The organism is Fervidibacillus halotolerans (assembly GCF_026547205.1).
Classification (GTDB): domain Bacteria; phylum Bacillota; class Bacilli; order Bacillales; family Caldibacillaceae; genus Fervidibacillus; species Fervidibacillus halotolerans.
Genome location: NZ_CP106877.1, coordinates 2,867,703 through 2,886,288 on the forward strand (window position 1 = coordinate 2,867,703; position 18,586 = coordinate 2,886,288).

15 protein-coding genes are annotated in these 18,586 nt (G+C 35.2%); all 15 read left to right on the plus strand.

What is annotated here, in order from left to right:
* The first annotated feature begins 2 nt into the window (after positions 1-2).
* The 15 genes from OE105_RS13540 (at position 3) to OE105_RS13610 (ending at position 18,481) form a co-directional block, all read left to right on the plus strand.
* Positions 3-2,213, plus strand: a complete 2,211-nt coding sequence (locus tag OE105_RS13540) for an ABC transporter permease (RefSeq protein ID WP_275420658.1) — start codon at positions 3-5, stop codon at positions 2,211-2,213.
* 286 nt (positions 2,214-2,499) lie between these two features.
* On the plus strand, positions 2,500-3,159 hold the full coding sequence (locus OE105_RS13545) for an ATP-binding cassette domain-containing protein (RefSeq protein ID WP_275420659.1): 660 nt from the start codon (positions 2,500-2,502) through the stop codon (positions 3,157-3,159).
* Positions 3,146-4,096: an ABC-2 transporter permease gene (locus OE105_RS13550; RefSeq protein WP_275420660.1), complete on the plus strand. Its 951-nt coding sequence runs from the start codon at positions 3,146-3,148 to the stop codon at positions 4,094-4,096. Before OE105_RS13545 ends, OE105_RS13550 begins: the two co-directional genes overlap by 14 nt.
* Before the next feature lie 63 nt (positions 4,097-4,159).
* Positions 4,160-4,354: an ROK family protein gene (locus tag OE105_RS13555; RefSeq protein WP_275420661.1), complete on the plus strand. Its 195-nt coding sequence runs from the start codon at positions 4,160-4,162 to the stop codon at positions 4,352-4,354.
* A 432-nt stretch (positions 4,355-4,786) separates the two neighbouring features.
* A complete protein-coding gene (locus tag OE105_RS13560) occupies positions 4,787-5,782 on the plus strand; it encodes a sugar-binding protein (RefSeq protein ID WP_275420662.1) in 996 nt (331 codons plus the stop codon).
* Positions 5,763-7,208, plus strand: a complete 1,446-nt coding sequence (locus OE105_RS13565; protein ID WP_275420663.1) for a sensor histidine kinase — start codon at positions 5,763-5,765, stop codon at positions 7,206-7,208. Before OE105_RS13560 ends, OE105_RS13565 begins: the two co-directional genes overlap by 20 nt.
* Before the next feature lie 42 nt (positions 7,209-7,250).
* Positions 7,251-8,684, plus strand: a complete 1,434-nt coding sequence (locus OE105_RS13570) for a response regulator (protein ID WP_275420664.1) — start codon at positions 7,251-7,253, stop codon at positions 8,682-8,684.
* Positions 8,685-8,785: 101 nt separating this feature from the next.
* Entirely contained in the window at positions 8,786-10,069 is a 1,284-nt protein-coding gene (locus tag OE105_RS13575) for an ABC transporter substrate-binding protein (RefSeq protein WP_275420665.1), read from the plus strand.
* 203 nt (positions 10,070-10,272) lie between these two features.
* A complete protein-coding gene (locus OE105_RS13580) occupies positions 10,273-11,244 on the plus strand; it encodes a carbohydrate ABC transporter permease (RefSeq protein ID WP_275420666.1) in 972 nt (323 codons plus the stop codon).
* Entirely contained in the window at positions 11,244-12,065 is an 822-nt protein-coding gene (locus tag OE105_RS13585; protein WP_275420667.1) for a carbohydrate ABC transporter permease, read from the plus strand. Before OE105_RS13580 ends, OE105_RS13585 begins: the two co-directional genes overlap by 1 nt.
* A 238-nt stretch (positions 12,066-12,303) precedes the next feature.
* Entirely contained in the window at positions 12,304-13,491 is a 1,188-nt protein-coding gene (locus tag OE105_RS13590) for a galactokinase (RefSeq protein WP_275420668.1), read from the plus strand.
* Between the two features lie 78 nt (positions 13,492-13,569).
* A complete protein-coding gene (gene galE / locus OE105_RS13595; RefSeq protein ID WP_275420669.1) occupies positions 13,570-14,559 on the plus strand; it encodes a UDP-glucose 4-epimerase GalE in 990 nt (329 codons plus the stop codon).
* A gap of 9 nt (positions 14,560-14,568) precedes the next feature.
* Entirely contained in the window at positions 14,569-16,092 is a 1,524-nt protein-coding gene (gene galT / locus OE105_RS13600; RefSeq protein WP_275420670.1) for a UDP-glucose--hexose-1-phosphate uridylyltransferase, read from the plus strand.
* A gap of 263 nt (positions 16,093-16,355) precedes the next feature.
* Positions 16,356-17,402 (plus strand): aldose epimerase family protein, encoded by a 1,047-nt coding sequence (locus OE105_RS13605; RefSeq protein WP_275420671.1) that lies wholly within the window; start codon positions 16,356-16,358, stop codon positions 17,400-17,402.
* An 83-nt stretch (positions 17,403-17,485) separates the two neighbouring features.
* Entirely contained in the window at positions 17,486-18,481 is a 996-nt protein-coding gene (locus tag OE105_RS13610; protein ID WP_275420672.1) for a LacI family DNA-binding transcriptional regulator, read from the plus strand.
* Positions 18,482-18,586 lie beyond the last annotated feature (105 nt).

An 18,586-nucleotide genomic window follows, 5' to 3' on the forward strand; every position in this document is an offset into this window, starting at 1 on the left:
TTTTGGGGTTCCCCTTTGAAACATACTTTACAACTTGGAATCTATTACTTGCAGGAATTGATCCTGAACAAGAAGCGAAATTAGTTGGACTCGATCAGGCGATGCTATCCATAGGTACGAGTCGATATTTAACCGATGATGATATAAGTGAAAATATTTTACTTAATGTTGAGGCTTCTGAAACTGGGGAACCAGAAATTTACAGTTCCTCCATACCCGTTATCGTAAGCTCTCAGACTTATACAAATTATTTAGCGAATTATAAAATTGAGAAATTGGATTTGCCCTTTGACGATATCGAAACAGCAAGGGAAACTTTGGCAATGGTCGAAGAAAAGGGCGGAGAAAAATATTTAAATAATGTGAAAGGGAAAATCGTTCAAACATTTTCTTATCGTGACAAAGAAATTTACGCTCGTTTAGTGAATAGTCTTTCAGGATATGATATAGAAACGGGAGAACCGTATACGGAAAACCACTTAGGATATATCGATATTCCTCTTTTACATAAACCGAGTGGATTAAGTTATAAAGCGGTTACGAGCCCTTTTCCTGAAAATTGGCCCTATGCTTATGAACTGGAGAAAGTAGTTTATAATCAAGAACGAAATATTGAAGGATTTCGTGAACAAATTGATTATGATCGGCAAGATGATGGACAACCGATTAAGATTCAACCAAATTGGATTGGAATCTACGATCCTAGTAAATTAAATATATCGAAAGATCCCCTTAGTGAATTACCGATGGAAACTTACCGACCCGCAACTGCTGAATTAGTAATTGATGAAAATCTTAAGCCTATAAATCCGCCTGAGGTAATGAATCCAGAAATTAATCCGAGTAGTTTTTTAGGCAATCCTCCTACCATGTTGACGACGTTGGATGCTGCAGCATTAATCGCCGGGGAAAAACCGATTTCGGCCATTCGGGTTAAAGTGGCAGGTGTAGAGGAATTAAATGAGGAAAGTCAGGAAAAAATAGAAAAAGTTGCAACAGAAATTGAAGAAAAAACGGGATTGGAAACAGATATTACACTCGGATCTTCTCCCCATCTTACATTAGTTCATGTTCCATCCATAAATAATAACAATGCTTTAGGGTGGATTCAACAACCGTGGATTAAATTGGGCTCTTCAATCACAATATTTAAAGAAGCGAAAGTGGGATATTCGATTCTGATCTTTTGTGTCATAGCAGTTGCGATTGTATACGTCTGGGCAATGAGCCTCGTTTCGTTACTGACAAGACGAAAGGCGTTTGCTGTTTTGTTAGCAGTAGGCTGGAGACCTAGGCAATTAAGTAAACTCATGTTTGTAGAAGCTGGCATTTTAGGTAGCCTGGCGACCATAATTTCTTGGATGATGCTCGGTTTTGTCTATTTAACAGAAGAAGTTTCCGTTTCGGTAACACGGTTCCTTCTTATCGGATTCCTGAGTCTAATCATTTATTTAATCGGTGCAATTATTCCAGCACTCCTCGTTCGGAATATTTCACCGATGGAAGCGATCCGAAGTGGAGAAATTATTGTCACAAGTAAAAAGTTCTTAAAAACGAGCGGGATTTTCTCCATGGCTATGAACCACTTTTTTGGAAAATGGAAACGAAATGTTTTATCGATTGTTGCGATTGCGATGCCAGCGAGTTTACTTGCTTTATTCCTATACATTACCATTTCCCTTCGTGGAACGATGTACACGACATTACTTGGACAATATGTGGCTATGGAAGTGGGACCTGTCCATTATACTGCTGTAACCGTATCTTTACTGATTGCTATTTTAACTACGATCGAAATTATGTGGCAAAACATATCGGAACGAACAGAAGAAATCGCTCTGCTAAAGGCGATCGGCTGGAAAAATCGAAGCATCCGTATGCTTATTTGGACAGAAGGTATTCTGATTGGATTTGGTGCAAGCTTACTTGCAATTGTTGGAACTATAAGTATTCTAATGAGGCAATATAGCCAGCTTGAAACTGAAATTTTAGTCAGTATTTTATTTACAGGCTTGATTCCTATTACCGTTGCACTAATTGCATCGGTCATCCCTGCAGAAAAAGCAGCTTCCATCTCACCCATTGAGGGATTAAGAGGACAATATACAAATCAAAAAATCACAGAAAATCGAATAAAACGTTTCATCATGCTTTCCTTCTTTTTGATGATCGGGATCGTCATCTTCCTATTATTTCTGCTTTTTATAAAGTAAAATATCCTGTAACTTACGGACAAAAGAGGTAGTGTTTAATAGTAAGAGAATGGAAATAACAGATTCATCCGTCTTCACAAATTTTGAATATATTTATAGACACAAAATGTTTATTGGAGCGGGTGAACTAACAAAATGGGCGACATGAGAGTATATGAACAGGTATTTGTTATATACATTATGATAGCGGAAAAAACAGGATAGATAAGGATTAACCCTTTTTAATGGACAAACTTCTTCAAAAGGAATCCTTTATCCACTTATTTCACTAGAAATTTAGGTGATCATGTTGATTCGTATTCGTAATTTAACGAAATCATTTAAAAAAAGAGTTATTTTTGACAATGTAAATGTAGATTTCCACTCAAATCGAATTAATTATTTGATTGGAGCGAATGGCTCCGGCAAAACGACATTAATAAAGTGTTTAATTCAATTAGAATTATATAAGGGGGATATTTTGTTCGACTCCAAATCTTTGAATAACATTCGGGACCGGATTGGAGTAGTATTTGATCATCCCCCTTTTTATACGAAGTTATCGGGTTTCGCTAATTTGAAATTGTTGTCTAATCAAAAAAAGATTGATAAGGAATTGGTAACAAAATTAGCAGAGAAACTAATGATTCAAGATGTTTTATATAATAAAGTTCAATTTTATTCTTATGGTGAAAAGAAAAAACTTTCCCTATTGTTGGCATTATTGTCCAATCCATCTTATTTAATTTTAGATGAGATATCGAATGGGTTGGATTATGATTCGATGATTTTATTGAAAAAACTTTTACCAGAATGGGCGAAGACAAAAACGATCATTGTTACGGGACATCATTATGAATTTTATCAATCGATATACGATCACATATTTATTATAAATGATAAGAAAATATATGAGACTGATCATCTTGATGAAAGGATTAAGAGGATTTACAATGGTGAATCATAAATTCATTCATTTAACAAAGGTAGAATTATCCTATCAATTGCAATCCAAACTATTATTGTTAATAACGATTCTTTTCCTTATACTTTCGATAATTAATTATCATTCTTTATATCAGTATGCAGTAAATAATTATCAACTATTTCAAAAAACTGAGCAGGAAATGAGGGATCAAGGAGTTGATATTGAAGAAGAACTACAAAAGACACCGCGCATTTCCAATGATGGTAATGTCGAAACAATAGAGAATGTACTTGCCTATGATTTTAAAAATGTTCAAACTTCCATTAAAGCTTTCCATGCCAATCAAGTCTTAAATAATACATTCGGATGGTTGTCTCTCGTTTTTTTTCCATTCATTTTCTCGATTTATGGTATTGTTGTCGCAACATATGATTATCAATACAAAACGCTTAAACAAAAATTAGTTCATTCTACATTCAAGTCAATCTTTATGAGTAAAATTTTTTCCACATTGTTATTTTCCATCGTGAATATGTTCATTCTAACCATTGCATCTTTCATCATTCATCGTATTTTCTTCGATAAATTAAAGAAAAATATACCAATTAACGAATTTGTCGTTGAGAATGTAGGGGAAGATTCCAATCAATTGAAAATCATCTTGTTTGCATTTTTTGTTACGTTTTTATTTTCAATGTTAGGATTAAGTATTGGATTTATCGTAAAAAGTGCTTTACTACCATCAGTGATTATCATTTCAATTAATTTTCTCCTTCCCATTCAAGGAAAATACGATTTACGAAATCTGCTGGCTAATTTTGGTCATGAACTATTTACATTTAATCCAAATTTTGTTTTATTTCAGCCGGTCTCCGTTCCTTTATTTCAAGCGGGTGCTATAATTATAACTTTCATCATCGGACTCGTGATAATAAGCTATGTGATTGCTAGTAAACAAAGTAAATACGGATCTTAAAGAGATTTTTTTAAACATAAATCGGTGTAGAAGCGGTGATATAAATCTTTTTCCCACCCGGAAATGGGTCACATTATCATTCGTCGCCATCCGGATGACCATTTCGAAGAGGTTTGTCCTTACCATCAAGACTGCCTCGAAGGGATGGTATCCGGTCCTGCGATCGAAAAACGTTGGGGAAAAAAGGGTGTTGAATTGACGGACCGAAAAGAAGTTTGGGAGCTAGAGGCGTATTATATCGCCCAGGCACCCGTCTAATGCATTGTGATCCTTTGCCCTGGAAAAATCATAATTGGCAGTGTCGCTTCCCAACAAGAGATGGTCTTCCCCCTTGTTCGTAAAAAGGCAAAGAAACTATTAGTCGGATTTTTCACCCAATCGGAAGTGAATGAACAAATTGATGATTATATTGTTCCACCGGGCTTAGAGAACAATGTTGAAATCGTCGGGGTCTCGCATGAAAATATGGCATGGGAATTAAATGAAAAAACTAGAAGCTTTATGATAACCGGGATTTAGTGAGAGGTTGTCGTAAGGCTTTTTTTATTAGGGATTTTAACTCTTTTATTTATAATGGATATATAGATAGCGTTTTATTATTATAAAAAATTGCTAATGTAACATATCATATGGAAACAGGTGTTCCAAATTTGGTGCACCATTTTTTTAACGAAATAAGGTGAGGTAAATATGAAAAATCGGATATATTTGATGATCATCCTACTCTTTTTTGTCAGTTTATTTTTTGTAGTCTACTATGGAAAGGAAACTTTTTTGGTAAATAAAACGGTGAATAAAGAACAGAAGGAATATACTTACCATTTTGTCTTAATTCCTGAAGAGGAAGATAATGAATATTGGAGAACGGTTGAAAAGGGAGCCCGAGATGCGGCAAAAAAATATAGGGTTTATTTGGAATACATTGGACCGAGTCGAGCCAATATGGAAGAACATGTCCAAGTTCTGGATAAAGTAATTGCTGGAAAAGTTGACGGGATTATGGTCCAAGGTATAGCAGATGTGCAGTTTACACCTTTGATTAATAAGGCTATTAATAAAGGTATATCGGTAGTCACGGTTGATACCGACCTACCGGAGAGCGAAAGAGAAGCGTATATTGGTACAGACAATTATCTAGCAGGGTATATTGCAGGAAAAGCACTTATTGAAGATACAATAGGACCACAACAAGTTGGAGTTGTTATTGGACGAAAAGATGCCGAACATCAACAACTGCGGGTGGATGGTTTTAAAGATGCCATTGAGGAGGAAGAACGTATTGAAATTGTCGGTATAAAAGAATCAAAAATATCAAAAACAGGTGCAGTACAGGCAACGTATGATCTGCTAAAGGAAAATCCAGATATTACCGCTTTTTATGGAACGAGTGCCTTGGATGGAATTGGAATTTCACAAGTTATTCGAACGTTAAAACCAAATTTAGACCCTTACATTATCGCCTTTGATACGTTACCAGAAACATTGAAGTTATTAAAAAAAGGAGAAATTGATGCCTTAGTTGTTCAGCATCCATATGAAATGGGATATCGATCGGTGGAAACATTGATCCATATAAAAGAAGGGAATCATCCTGAAAAGTTGCAATATACAGAAACAGGGATTTGGCGTATAGAAGACCTTATTCAACAAAAGGGGACCTATTCTAATGAAGACGATCCGGAGTAAACTCATTACGTATTTTTTTGTATTCGTATTCATTTTTAATATCGTTTCCATTGCCATTTTTTTTAGTAGTAATCAATTAATGAAAGAATATAATTCCAGCTTTGAACGGTTTCTTTTGTTAAATTCCATCTCTCAACGAACGGTTGAAATAACTGATAAAGTTACCAGGTTTGTAGTAGAACGGGATTCGGTTTACGTTGTAGATTTTCACAAAATACGAAAAAAGTTGGAAAACGAGGCTTCTTCTTTAGAAAAAAGTATGCCTGAGATTGACAAATTTCAGATTCAAAAATACGAAAATATGATTGAAACATTGATTGAGCAGGGTGAATTGGCCATCGGTTTCGCCATAAGGGATGATATCGACCAATATCATTTTTATTTAGAAGAAGTTCAAAATACGGCCAGTTATTTGAAAGAAACGACATTAGATTTAATTGATTTGGAATTAACGGAGTATCAATTTTTTTACCAACAATTAAACGAGAGGAATCAATCCTTTCAAAAATTTATAATATCCTTATTCTCTACATCCGTTTTATTGGCAATCTTTTTTTCCCTTTGGTTTTCAAAGGAGTTGAACGAGCCGATTCAAGCATTGACCTCGATGGCTCAGGAGGTTTCAAAGGGGAATTTTAATGGAGAACCTGTCCGAATCCAATCGAATGACGAAATGAAAATTTTAGCAGAAACGTTTAATCGAATGCGAACGAATATCCGTGAATTGATTGAGGAAATAAAGGAAAAATCTGAGCAAGAAAAATTATTGAAGGAATTAGAATTGAAACATTTGCAAAATCAAATTAATCCACATTTTTTATTTAATACGTTGAACACAATTTCGAGGATGGCATTTTTAGAAAATGCTAATCAAACGACAAAATTAATTGGCTCTGTTTCATCTTTATTACGTTATAGTTTAGGAGATTTAAATCAATCGGTCACTTTGAAAGAAGAAGTACATTCGGTTGAGAACTATTTTTATATTCAAAGTACACGTTTTTTTGATCGGATTGCTTTTAAAACAGATATTGAAGAAAAATGCCTTGATTTGCCCATACCGCGTTTAATTTTGCAACCATTGGTTGAAAATGCATTTATTCACGGGGTTGAAGGCAAAGAAGATGGTGGAGAAATTCAATTGTCCGTATATGAGTTTGAGGAGTTGATCATAGTTGAAGTGAAGGATAATGGAATTGGTATGGATGAAGAGAAAGTCCAAAAATATTTAAACATGGATTTTGAAGGAAATGAAAATCATGCTGGGCATACGACAGGGTTAGGGCTAGAAAATGTAATAAAGCGATTAAAGCTTTTTTATGATCGGAAGGATATCGTGGATATTATATCGAAACCTCATCAAGGCACAACCGTTCGATTGTTGTTACCTAAAAAATATGAAAAAAAATTCGTAGCATTCATATGAGAAAACTGAAATACTCCGGTCAGTTTTGAGAGGTGATAACATATGGATTTGAAAATATTATTGGTCGATGATGAAATGATTGAACGGAAGGCAATGAAAAAAATAATTGAAAGTCATTTTGGAAAAGGAATCGTATGTGGAGAAGCAGCAAATGGAAGGCAAGCGATCCAAATGGCAGAAGAATTACATCCTAATGTCATATTGATGGACGTAAAAATGCCGGGAATCAATGGTCTCGAAGCAATTGAAATAATCAGGAAAAAGTACCCAGAAATGAAATTTATTATGGTATCTGCTTATGACTCATTCGATTATGCGAAAAGGGCAATGAAGGAAGGGGTAAAGGAATATATTTTAAAGCCTGCCTCAAAGGAAGAGACGATTGAAGCATTATTGAAAGTGTACCAAGAAATCGTACAAGAGGAAAAGCAATTAGAAAAGGAAAGGGAGTCTAAAATTATTGCTGAAAAACATTTCCTGCATAAGTTGATGGATTTCGATTTTAGCGAAGAATTAGAAAAAATAAAATTAGAACTATTTCCGGATATGCAAGCAGCCTTTTTTATGGTTATTGAATTCGAAAATGATGAGGATCAAATGACAATATCTAAAAAAATAAATGAATGGTCTGAAGGCTCCTTTATTCAAGATGAAAAAAATGATCAACAAATTTATTTTATAACGAATAAAAACGAGGTGGAAAAGGCAGAATTGTTAACCTTTGCACGAAAACTCTTCCTATTAGGAAAAGGTAGGAAATGGATTGGTGTCGGTTATCCATATTTTCGTTTGGAAGAAATGCCGAAATCTTTTAAAGAAGCTCGGATTGCCCTTTCACAAATGAAGGAAAATCCCATAGGCAGTTACGGTTTTCCAAATTTGACATCAAAACATTCTAAGGTGAATTTTGAGAAAATCATCGATGCACTTTTGCAAAACGAGACGTATATGGTTATGGATTTCATTCAACAGATTTTTAAAATAGAAGAGAAAAATGAAATACTTCAAGAATTATATTTTTCGATTCGGAATCAATTGAGGGAAAAAGGAATTGAACTTGAACAAATTCAAATAAAAAATATATTGTCACTTGATGATTGGCAAGAATTTATTAATTTATGCTCTCTGCAAGCTCGACAATTTTTTTCCTTACAAGGGTATGTGGATAAAGCAAAAAAATATATCCAAAATCGATTCAATGACTCAATCAGCCTTGAAGAAGTGGCAGAACATGTCAAGTTAAGTACTCCTTATTTTGCTAAATTATTTAAAGAAGAGACGGGAAAAACCTATACGGACTATTTAACCGAACTAAGAATGAGGCGAGCAAAAGAATTACTTTTAAACACGGATTTGACTTTTAAGGAAATTAGTTTTCAAGTTGGCTATCGGGATCCAAATTATTTTAGTCGTGTATTTAAAAAATATTTCAATCTTTCACCGAGGGAATATCAAAGCCAAATGTTAAAAAAATGAAGAAGATATGAAAATAGTACAGAAAATAAAAAGGTTTTGTTAGTTAAGAAAAGAGTACAATCAACTTGAAAGCGTTATCAAAGATAAAGGGGGAAAAGCGAGTGAAGAAATTTCGTTTGTTGTTTGCAGTTTTATTTGTCTTTTCCGTTTTTTTGACCGCTTGTAATAGCAATAATGAAAGTTCTGGTACGGGTGATAACGGGAAAGAGACTAGCTCAAAACTTGAAATTTTTAGTTGGTGGACAGGTGCTGGAGAAGAAGACGGTCTTTTGGCATTGATTGACTTATTTGAAAAAAAATATCCTGAGATTGAAGTGGAAAATGCGGCTGTTGCGGGTGGAGCTGGAACAAATGCGAAAGCGGTATTAGCTAGCCGGATGCAAGGGGATGATCCGCCTTCTACTTTCCAAGTTCACGGTGGAGAAGAATTAAATGCCAGCTGGGTAGCCGCAGGAAAAATGGAACCGCTCAACGATTTATATGAAAAAGAAGGCTGGAATGACAAGTTTCCCCAAGATTTAATCGATATGGTTAGTGTTGATGGAAACATTTATTCCGTTCCGGTAAATATTCATCGAAGTAATGTACTTTGGTATAACAAGAAAATTTTTGAAGAAAATGGTTTGTCCGTACCGACGACGTTCGATGAATTTTTTGATGTTGCTGAACAGTTGAAAGAAAAAGGAATTACACCTCTAGCATTAGGAGATAAAGAACCATGGACGGCAACCCATGTATTTGAAAATATATTGCTTGCAAAATTAGGTCCAGAAAATTACGGAAAATTGTGGACAGGTGAACTATCATTTACCGATAACCGAGTTGTTGAGGCTGCGGAAATATTTAAAGAAATGTTAAATTACATTAATGATGACCATAGTTCTAGAAACTGGCAAGATGCATCCCAACTCGTAGCGAATGGAGAAGCGGCGATGAATATCATGGGTGACTGGGCAAAGGGTTATTTTGTTAACGATCTTCAACTAAAGGTGAACGAAGATTTTGGCTACGTTCCTTCTCCGGAAACGGATGGGTATTTTATGGTTGTTACCGATACTTTTGGACTGCCGAAAGGGGTTAAAAATCCGGACGATGTGAAAAAGTTTCTTTCCGTACTAGGATCTGTTGAAGGGCAAGATGTGTTTAATCCGTTGAAAGGATCGATACCTGCTCGAATCGATGCGGACAAATCGAAATATGACGAGTACGGTCAAGATGCGATGGCTGATTTTTCATCGAGTACTTTAGCTCCAAGTTTAGCTCATGGTTCCGCAGCACCGGAAGGGTTTTTGACAAGGGTAAACCAAGCAATTAACATCTTTGTCACTCAAAAGGATGTAGATCAATTTATCGATGCTCTTGAAACAGCAGCACAAGATTTATAAGAATAGTGAACTTTGAAAATTTTCAAGAAATGTAAATTTATTTCCGTGAATTTGTTGAATTTCTAGGTTCTAAATATATGATTTAAGAAAACAATAGATTAAAAGTAAAATTTAGTGGGGGAGCAATTCCCCCTTTTCTTAGATTTAAATAAAAAACATAATATTCTAAAATTTTACCGATGGTTTGATGAGGAGGGGTGATGATGGAACCCGGAAAAAGTTTGAACATCGGAAATAAAACACGAGTTGAAGTGAAAAAAAGGAGAAAAATAACGAAAGATCAGTGGATGGCCATCTTATTTTTATCGCCTTCTATTATCATTTTAACCATTTTCGTATATGGCTTTATCGGTTGGACGGGTTATGTATCTTTAAGTAATTGGAATACGATTATCCCTGATTTTACTTTTGCTGGATTAAAAAATTATCTCTTTTTGTTTAGTGATTTCCGTTTTCAAGCCGATTTACGTAATACGATTGCATTTACGGTATTATTTATTGGATTAGTTATTATACTTGGACTCGGTTTAGGTATTTTATTAGACCAAAAAATGGTTCGAGGTGAGTCCATTTTTCGAAATATTTTTTTCTTTCCAATGGCTCTTTCCTTTGTTGTAACTGGAGTTGTTTGGCAATGGCTGCTTAATCCATCAACGGGAATCAATTTGTTTTTAAAAAAATTCGGTGTGGAGCCAAAATGGTATACCGATACGACGATTTTAGCTGGATTTCAATGGGGGAAAATCGAATTTGGTTTGCCCGTTGCTATTCTTGCCGTAGTTATTGCAGCCGTTTGGCAAATGACCGGTTTTAGCCTCGCAATGTATTTAGCAGGCTTAAGGGGAATTCCTGATGAAATTCGGGAAGCTGCCAAAATGGACGGTTGTAATGAATTTCAACTTTATTGGAAAGTAATTATTCCTCTTTTAAAACCTATTACAATGAGTGTCGTCATTATGATGGCCCATATTTCATTGAAAATTTTTGACTTAGTTTATGCAATGACAGGTCCTGGTGCGAATTTCGTAACAGATGTTCCTGGTGTGTACATGTTTGAAACGACTTTCAGAGGTAATTATTATGCCAATGGAGCCGCGATTGCCATCATTATGCTTTTGTCTGTCGCAATTTTTATCGTTCCGTATTTATGGAGTAATCGAAGGGGGAATTCATAATGGAGATAAGAAAATTACAAAAACCCCTTGTTTATTTGATTTTAATGTTGTTAAGTATATTTTTTCTTATTCCGGTATACGTGATGGTCATTACTAGTATAAAACCATTGGATGAAGTTTCGCTTACAGAAATGTGGTCGTTGCCTTCTACAATCGATTTGAGTAGTTACTCGGAAGCTTTTGGAAAATTAGCACCTAATTTTATGAATTCAATTTATTTAGTCGTTCCTGCCACCCTTTTTTCCGCACTATTGGGTGCTATGAATGGATACGTGTTGTCAAAGTGGAAATTTAAAGGCTCGGAATTTTTGTTTACATTTATTTTATTTGGAATGTTTATTCCCTATCAAAGTATTTTAATTCCATTAATTCAATTTTTACGAGAAATCGGTTTGTATAATTCAATTGCCGGACTCATCTTTGTCCATGTCGTATACGGTTTGCCAATTACCACCCTCATGTTTCGTAATTTTTATGCAAATATTCCCGATGAGATGATTGAATCAGCAAAAATTGATGGTGCAAACTTTTTAGGCATTTTTCGTCATATTATTTTGCCTTTATCTATTTCAGGATTTGTCGTCGTCGGAATATGGCAGTTTACAAATATTTGGAATGAGTTTTTATTTGCGGTGACCATTACCCAATCGGATAAACAACCGATTATGGTTGCCCTTCAAAATCTTTCAGGTAGCCAAATTGTTCAATGGAATGTGCAAATGGCAGGAGCCTTGATGGCAGCGATGCCCACCTTATTTGTTTATATATTATTAGGTAAATATTTCGTCCGGGGTTTACTAGCTGGTTCTGTAAAAGGATAGGTAGTGAAAAATATATTTATTTTGTTAGCCTTTATACCCAATGCATGCGGTATAAAGGCTTTTTTATTTGTTAATATGAACGGTTATCTCTCTAGTTCATAAATAGTGATATGAAATTATATTATTCAAAAAAATGAAGATCAGTTTTGTTTTAGTTAAAATTTTAGTAAAAAATATTGAAAAATACTTAATGTTGTTTTAGTCTATAAATAGAGAATAAACCTGGAGGAATTTTACTATGGATGTAAAAAAGTTAATTCCATTATTTCATAAAATTTTTTCCATCAGTGACAATCCTCGATTCTTTTTTGCACCTGGACGAATTAATTTAATTGGTGAACATACGGACTATAACGGAGGATACGTGTTTCCATGTGCCATTACGTTCGGTACATATGCGTTGGCAAGAAAAAGGGAAGACCGAACGATTCGAATGTACTCTGAAAATTTTCCTGGAGAAGAGGTAATCACTTTCTCTTTGGATGATTTAGAATATAATAATGAACATCGTTGGGCTAATTATCCGAAAGGGATGATTCGTTTTCTAAAAAATGCAGGATATTCCATTGAATTCGGCATGGATGTGTTTTTTTACGGGAACATTCCAAATGGTGCCGGATTATCTTCATCTGCATCAATTGAAATGGTAACGGGTGTGATGTTAGAGAAATTATTTGGTCTTAGCATCGATCGGGTAGAATTGGTGAAAATAGGACAAAGAGTTGAAAACGAATTCATCGGTGTCAATAGTGGCATTATGGACCAATTTGCTGTCGGGATGGGGAAAAGAGACCACGGAATTTTATTAGATTGTGATACCCTCGTCTATGAATATGTTCCCATTACATTAGAAAACTATGAAATATTAATTATGAATACGAATAAACGGAGAGAATTAGCAGATTCAAAATATAATGAAAGAAGAAACGAATGCGAACGGGCGTTAAAGGAACTTCAAAAATATGTAGAAATTCAATCTCTAGGTGAGTTGAAGAACGAAGAATTTGAAAAATTACAAATTTATTTAAGTGATGATAAGATTCGAAAACGAGCTAGGCATGCAATCTCGGAAAATGAGCGAACGATTCGAGCAAAGGAAGCATTAAATAACAACGATTTGAAAAGTTTCGGCCAATTGATGAACGAATCCCATCGTTCACTAAGGGATGATTATGAAGTAACAGGAAAAGAATTAGATACGATTGTTGAGGCGGCTTGGCAGCAAGAAGGTGTCCTTGGAGCAAGAATGACGGGAGCAGGATTTGGCGGTTGTGCTATTGCACTAGTAGAGAAGAGTAAAATCGAAAAAATTATAGAAAATATCGGAAAAATTTACAGAAAGAAAATTGGTTATGATGCAACGTTCTATTCTGTAGCAATCGGTGATGGTGCTAAAGAAATAGTAGAAGATGACATAAAATGTTAACTTCTGAGCGTTTAATAATCGTAGATGCATATCACGATATTAGCAAAAATATTAGGATGAATAAGGAAGGGTGATTCGATGAACATTTTAGTACTTGGGGGAGCAGGGTATATCGGTTCGCACGCCGTATATCAATTAATTGATCAGGGATACGAAGTTTGTGTGGTTGATAATTTACAAACAGGGCATAGGGATGCAATCCATTCCAAAGCGAAATTTTACGAAGGGGATATACGCGATCGGAATTTTATGAAACATGTTTTTTCTAATGAAAAGATCGATGGAGTGATGCATTTTGCTGCCAATTCTCTAGTCGGCGAGTCGATGGAAAAACCGTTAAAATATTACGATAACAACGTTTATGGGACGCAAGTATTGCTTGAGATGATGTTGGAGTTTGGTGTTCAAAATATCGTCTTTTCTTCCACTGCCGCAACTTATGGTGAACCTGAACAGGTACCGATTACGGAAGATATGCCAACGAATCCGACCAATACTTACGGGGAAACGAAATTAGCAATGGAAAAAATGATGAAATGGTGTGCCCAAGCCTCTGATTTACATTATGTAAGCCTTCGTTATTTTAATGTGGCAGGTGCAAGAACTTCCGGAGAAATTGGAGAGGATCACAACCCGGAAACCCATTTAATCCCAATTGTATTACAAACGGCTCTCGGTAAGCGTGATTCTATTACGGTGTTTGGAGAAGATTATCCAACAAAGGACGGTACGTGTATTCGAGATTATATCCATGTTGAAGATTTAATTGATGCTCATATTTTAGCATTGAACTATTTACAGCAAGGTGGCAAAAGTGATGTGTTTAATTTAGGGAGTAGTCAAGGTTTTTCTGTGAAAGAAATTATTGACACTGCTAGAAAGGTAACGAAAAGAGAGATCCCTTCAAAAATTGGGAATCGACGCCCCGGAGACCCAAGCATACTTATTGCATCTTCTGAGAAAGCAAAACGGGTATTGGGTTGGAGTCCACAAAAAACAAACATCGAACGAATTATAAAAGATGCTTGGAATTGGCACTTATCGAGACCTGATGGATATGAAAGATGAGGTGTAACAATGACTATAAATCAACTTATTCAGCAACTGATCGATGAAGGAAACCGCCTGAGGATGATTAAACAGGAGGATGAAATTTATATTAGGAATCGAATTCTTTCCTTATTAAAATTAGACACTTTTTCTATTGAAGAAAAAACAGAACCATTTTCAACATTGAACGGTAGTAAAGTAGATGAGGATTTGATAATTGTTGAATTGGTCGAAAGCATCGTAGAATATGCCACTAGGGAAAAATTGATTGATGATTATTTCGATGAAAAAGAAATATTTTCCGCAAAATTGATTGACTGTTTCCTTTCAAGGCCTTCTGAAGTGAATGAGAAATTTTGGCAAGATTATCGACAATCCCCTAAAAAGGCGACTGACGAATTTTATCATTTTAGTAAATTAAGTAATTATATCCAAATGAAACGAATTAAACGAAATATTTTTTTTCAAGTACCGACAGAGTACGGAGCTCTAGATATCACGATTAACCTTTCAAAACCTGAAAAAGATCCTAGGCAAATTGCTTTGGAACGATCTGTCCCAAAGGAAAAGGAATATCCGCGATGTCTTCTTTGCATTGAAAATGAGGGATATGCAGGGCGAATTGGTCACCCGGCAAGGTCGAATCATCGGACGATTCGAATTCCGATGGGGGAAGAAACTTGGTATTTTCAATATTCTCCATATGTTTATTATAATGAACACTGTATATTACTTTCTGAAGAACATCGAAAAATGAAAATTTCCCGGGAAACGTTTGAAAGATTGTTGAGATTTGTCGAGCAATTCCCCCATTATTTTATGGGGTCAAATGCTGATCTCCCAATCGTTGGAGGCTCTATTTTATCTCATGACCATTATCAAGGAGGACGCTATGAATTTCCGATGGCAAGTGCCAAATCGGATTACAACTTTAAATTGAAACAATTCCCTAATATTTCAGCATCAACTGTAAAATGGCCCATGTCCGTTATTCGCTTACAATCCCAGGACAAGGATGAGCTTGTTGAAGCTTCAGATTTTATTTTGAATAGGTGGAAGGAATATAGTGACCCTGAAATAGGAATTATGGCTTATTCAAATAATACACCTCACAATACAATTACACCGATTGCCCGAAGAAAAGGTAGGGATTTTGAAGTTGATCTCGTCTTACGAAATAATCGTACGGACGAAAAACATCCACTCGGTATTTTCCATCCTCATGAAGATGTTCATCATATAAAAAAGGAAAATATTGGTTTAATTGAAGTGATGGGTCTTGCAGTTCTACCTGCTCGTTTAAAGGATGAGGTGCAGGAAGTGGAAAAATATTTACGAAACGAACCAAATGAAATTGCAGATTATCATCTACCCTGGGCTATGGAAATCAAAAATAAATATGGAACCTTTCATAAAAATGAAATTCATAAAATCATTCAAAATGAAATTGGAATGAAATTTTTAAAGGTATTATCTGATGCAGGAGTGTTTAAAAGGAACGAAAAGGGTCAGAAAGCCTTTCAAAAATTTATCTCCTTTTTGAATAAGTAACTTTTATAGGTAGGAACGGATAGATTTCTAATAACCAAATAAATTTATTTGCCCTCTTTTTTTTGACACCTGCTATATCTTTTTTTTCAAAAAAGGATTTCAATGATTGAACATTTTGCTTTGATGGATGGAGGGCTTAACGAATTGAATTGAATATTTTACACATAAAATTTTAGTAAATGACACAGTTTACCTATATTGTTCAATTCAAAGGTAGAAAAATGAAATTAATGGAAAAGTTACCATGTTAAAAAGGAAAAGGTATGAAAACAACGAGAGATAAATTTGGAACGTTTAACGGAGAGACGATCTATAAGTATTCCCTAGAAAATGATAATGGGATGAAACTGTCTTGTTTAAACCTCGGTTGCATCGTAACAGATATTCTCGTACCAGATCGAGAGGGGAAGTTTGAAAACGTTGTCCTTTCCTTTAATAATGTAGACGACTATATTCGATATCAAACGTATTTTGGTGCCATCATCGGAAGGGTAGCAGGCAGAATTAAAAATTCCGAATTCGAGTTGAATAAGAAAAAATATTTATTATCTGCTAATGAAGGGAAACATCATTTGCACGGAGGTACGGATGGGTTTCATGAAAAAATTTGGAACGCTAGCACTTTTCAAACGGATCAGGAGGTTGGCGTAGAGTTTACGTATACAAGTAAAGATGGTGAGGGTGGATATCCTGGTAATGTTCATATTCAAGTGACGTACACTTTGACGAACGACAACAGATGGAAAGTGCGAATTAATGGTACGACAGACGAAACAACATTATTAAATATGACGAATCATACGTATTTTAATTTATCAGGGAATGGAAAAACGGATATTTTAAACCACCAGCTAACGATGAAAAGTGATCGATTCCTTGAATTAGATGAGGATCTTTTACCGACTGGGAAAATAATGGATGTAGAGGGAACGGTTTTTGATTTTCGTCATGGTCGAAAAATTCGTGACGGTATCTTATCACCCCATCCTCAAAATACAATCGTTGGAAACGGATATGACCATCCCTTTATTTTATCAGAAAAGAAAGAAGCCATTATATTGAAAGAGGGGACAAATGGAAGAAAATTGGTGATTGAAACAAATCAACCATCAGTCATTTTGTATTCAGGTAATTCTTTGAAGGAAGATTATGCGATTAAAGAGGGGGTACCTGTTAGAAAATATTTAGGTCTCTGTCTAGAAACTCAAGGTTTTCCTGATGCAATTCATCACCCACATTTCCCTTCGATCATTTTAGAGCCCAATCAACGTTACATGGCTGAGACAACATACACTTTCGGTGTTGAATAGGTATGTTGAAAAATTTTTGTATTCATTCGTTGCAATTTGCCTAAATGTGATTGATAGGCTTAATTAGAAAAGGGGGAGGTTATTTGGCCACCATTAAGGACATTGCAAAACGAGCTGGGGTATCAATTGCAACTGTATCTCGAGTGTTAAACTATGATCCAACCCTTTCTGTGACAGATGAAACGAGAAAAAAAGTATTGGAAGCTGCAGAACAACTCTCTTATAAAAAACGTTCAAATCGAAATAGTGGAACAGTGTCAAAAATCGCGGTGATTAGTTGGTATACGGAAAAAGAAGAACTAGAAGATTTATATTATTTATCTATTCGTTATGGAATAGAAAATCGTTGTGAAACATTGGGGGTGAAATTGCAAAAATATGTGTACGATGAAATTGAAAATGTAAACATTCCGGGTGATATCCAAGGGATTATTGCGGTAGGAAAATTTAGTACATATCAAGTCCGTCAATTGGAGATGATCACGGAAAATATCGTATTCGTTGATTTCAGTCCGGATGATCAAAGGTACGATTCGGTCGTGGTCGATTTCGAGAGGGCAACGATACAAATTATCAATTATTTAATTGAGCAAGGTCATCAAAAAATAGGCTATATCGGTGGTAGAGAAACATTTAGGGATGGAACATCTGCCATAACAGATTTAAGGGAAACAACTTTTCGTCGATATTTAAAGGAAAAGGGGTTATTTAAAGAGTCTTATGTATATATGGGGAATTTTTCGGTAAATGATGGTTATCGGTTAATGAAAAAAGCCATTGAAGACCATGGGGATGATCTCCCAACAGCATTTTTTGCAGGGAGTGACTTAATTGCCATCGGGTGTTTACGAGCATTATTGGAAGCGGGTATTTCTGTCCCAGACCGGGTCAATATTATTGGAATCAATGATATTAGTGTATCAAAATATGTGTTTCCCCCCTTGACGACGCTAAAGGTGCATACCGAGTTGATGGGAGAAACGGCAGTGGATTTAATAATGGAAAGAATAACAGGAAGAAAAATTGCAAAAAAAACATTGATTGCGACAGAATTTGTAAAAAGGAAAAGCAGTTTTTAATGATAGATTGTAAAATGTTTGAATGGGGAAAGGGAGTTTGCAAGGGAGCAGCTCTCTTTTTCTAATTTTTAAGATTGGGATATTTTAAAGATAGAAGCATATAAA

Bases quoted from the DNA above. Each gene is read 5' to 3' on its own strand.
- OE105_RS13545 (WP_275420659.1), top strand. From the start codon at position 2,500: ATGTTGATTCGTATTCGTAATTTAACGAAATCATTTAAAAAAAGAGTT.
- OE105_RS13550 (WP_275420660.1), top strand. From the start codon at position 3,146: ATGGTGAATCATAAATTCATTCATTTAACAAAGGTAGAATTATCCTAT.
- OE105_RS13555 (WP_275420661.1), top strand. From the start codon at position 4,160: ATGGGTCACATTATCATTCGTCGCCATCCGGATGACCATTTCGAAGAG.
- OE105_RS13560 (WP_275420662.1), top strand. From the start codon at position 4,787: ATGAAAAATCGGATATATTTGATGATCATCCTACTCTTTTTTGTCAGT.
- OE105_RS13565 (WP_275420663.1), top strand. From the start codon at position 5,763: ATGAAGACGATCCGGAGTAAACTCATTACGTATTTTTTTGTATTCGTA.
- OE105_RS13570 (WP_275420664.1), top strand. From the start codon at position 7,251: ATGGATTTGAAAATATTATTGGTCGATGATGAAATGATTGAACGGAAG.
- OE105_RS13580 (WP_275420666.1), top strand. From the start codon at position 10,273: ATGGAACCCGGAAAAAGTTTGAACATCGGAAATAAAACACGAGTTGAA.
- OE105_RS13585 (WP_275420667.1), top strand. From the start codon at position 11,244: ATGGAGATAAGAAAATTACAAAAACCCCTTGTTTATTTGATTTTAATG.
- OE105_RS13590 (WP_275420668.1), top strand. From the start codon at position 12,304: ATGGATGTAAAAAAGTTAATTCCATTATTTCATAAAATTTTTTCCATC.
- galE (WP_275420669.1), top strand. From the start codon at position 13,570: ATGAACATTTTAGTACTTGGGGGAGCAGGGTATATCGGTTCGCACGCC.
- galT (WP_275420670.1), top strand. From the start codon at position 14,569: ATGACTATAAATCAACTTATTCAGCAACTGATCGATGAAGGAAACCGC.
- OE105_RS13605 (WP_275420671.1), top strand. From the start codon at position 16,356: ATGAAAACAACGAGAGATAAATTTGGAACGTTTAACGGAGAGACGATC.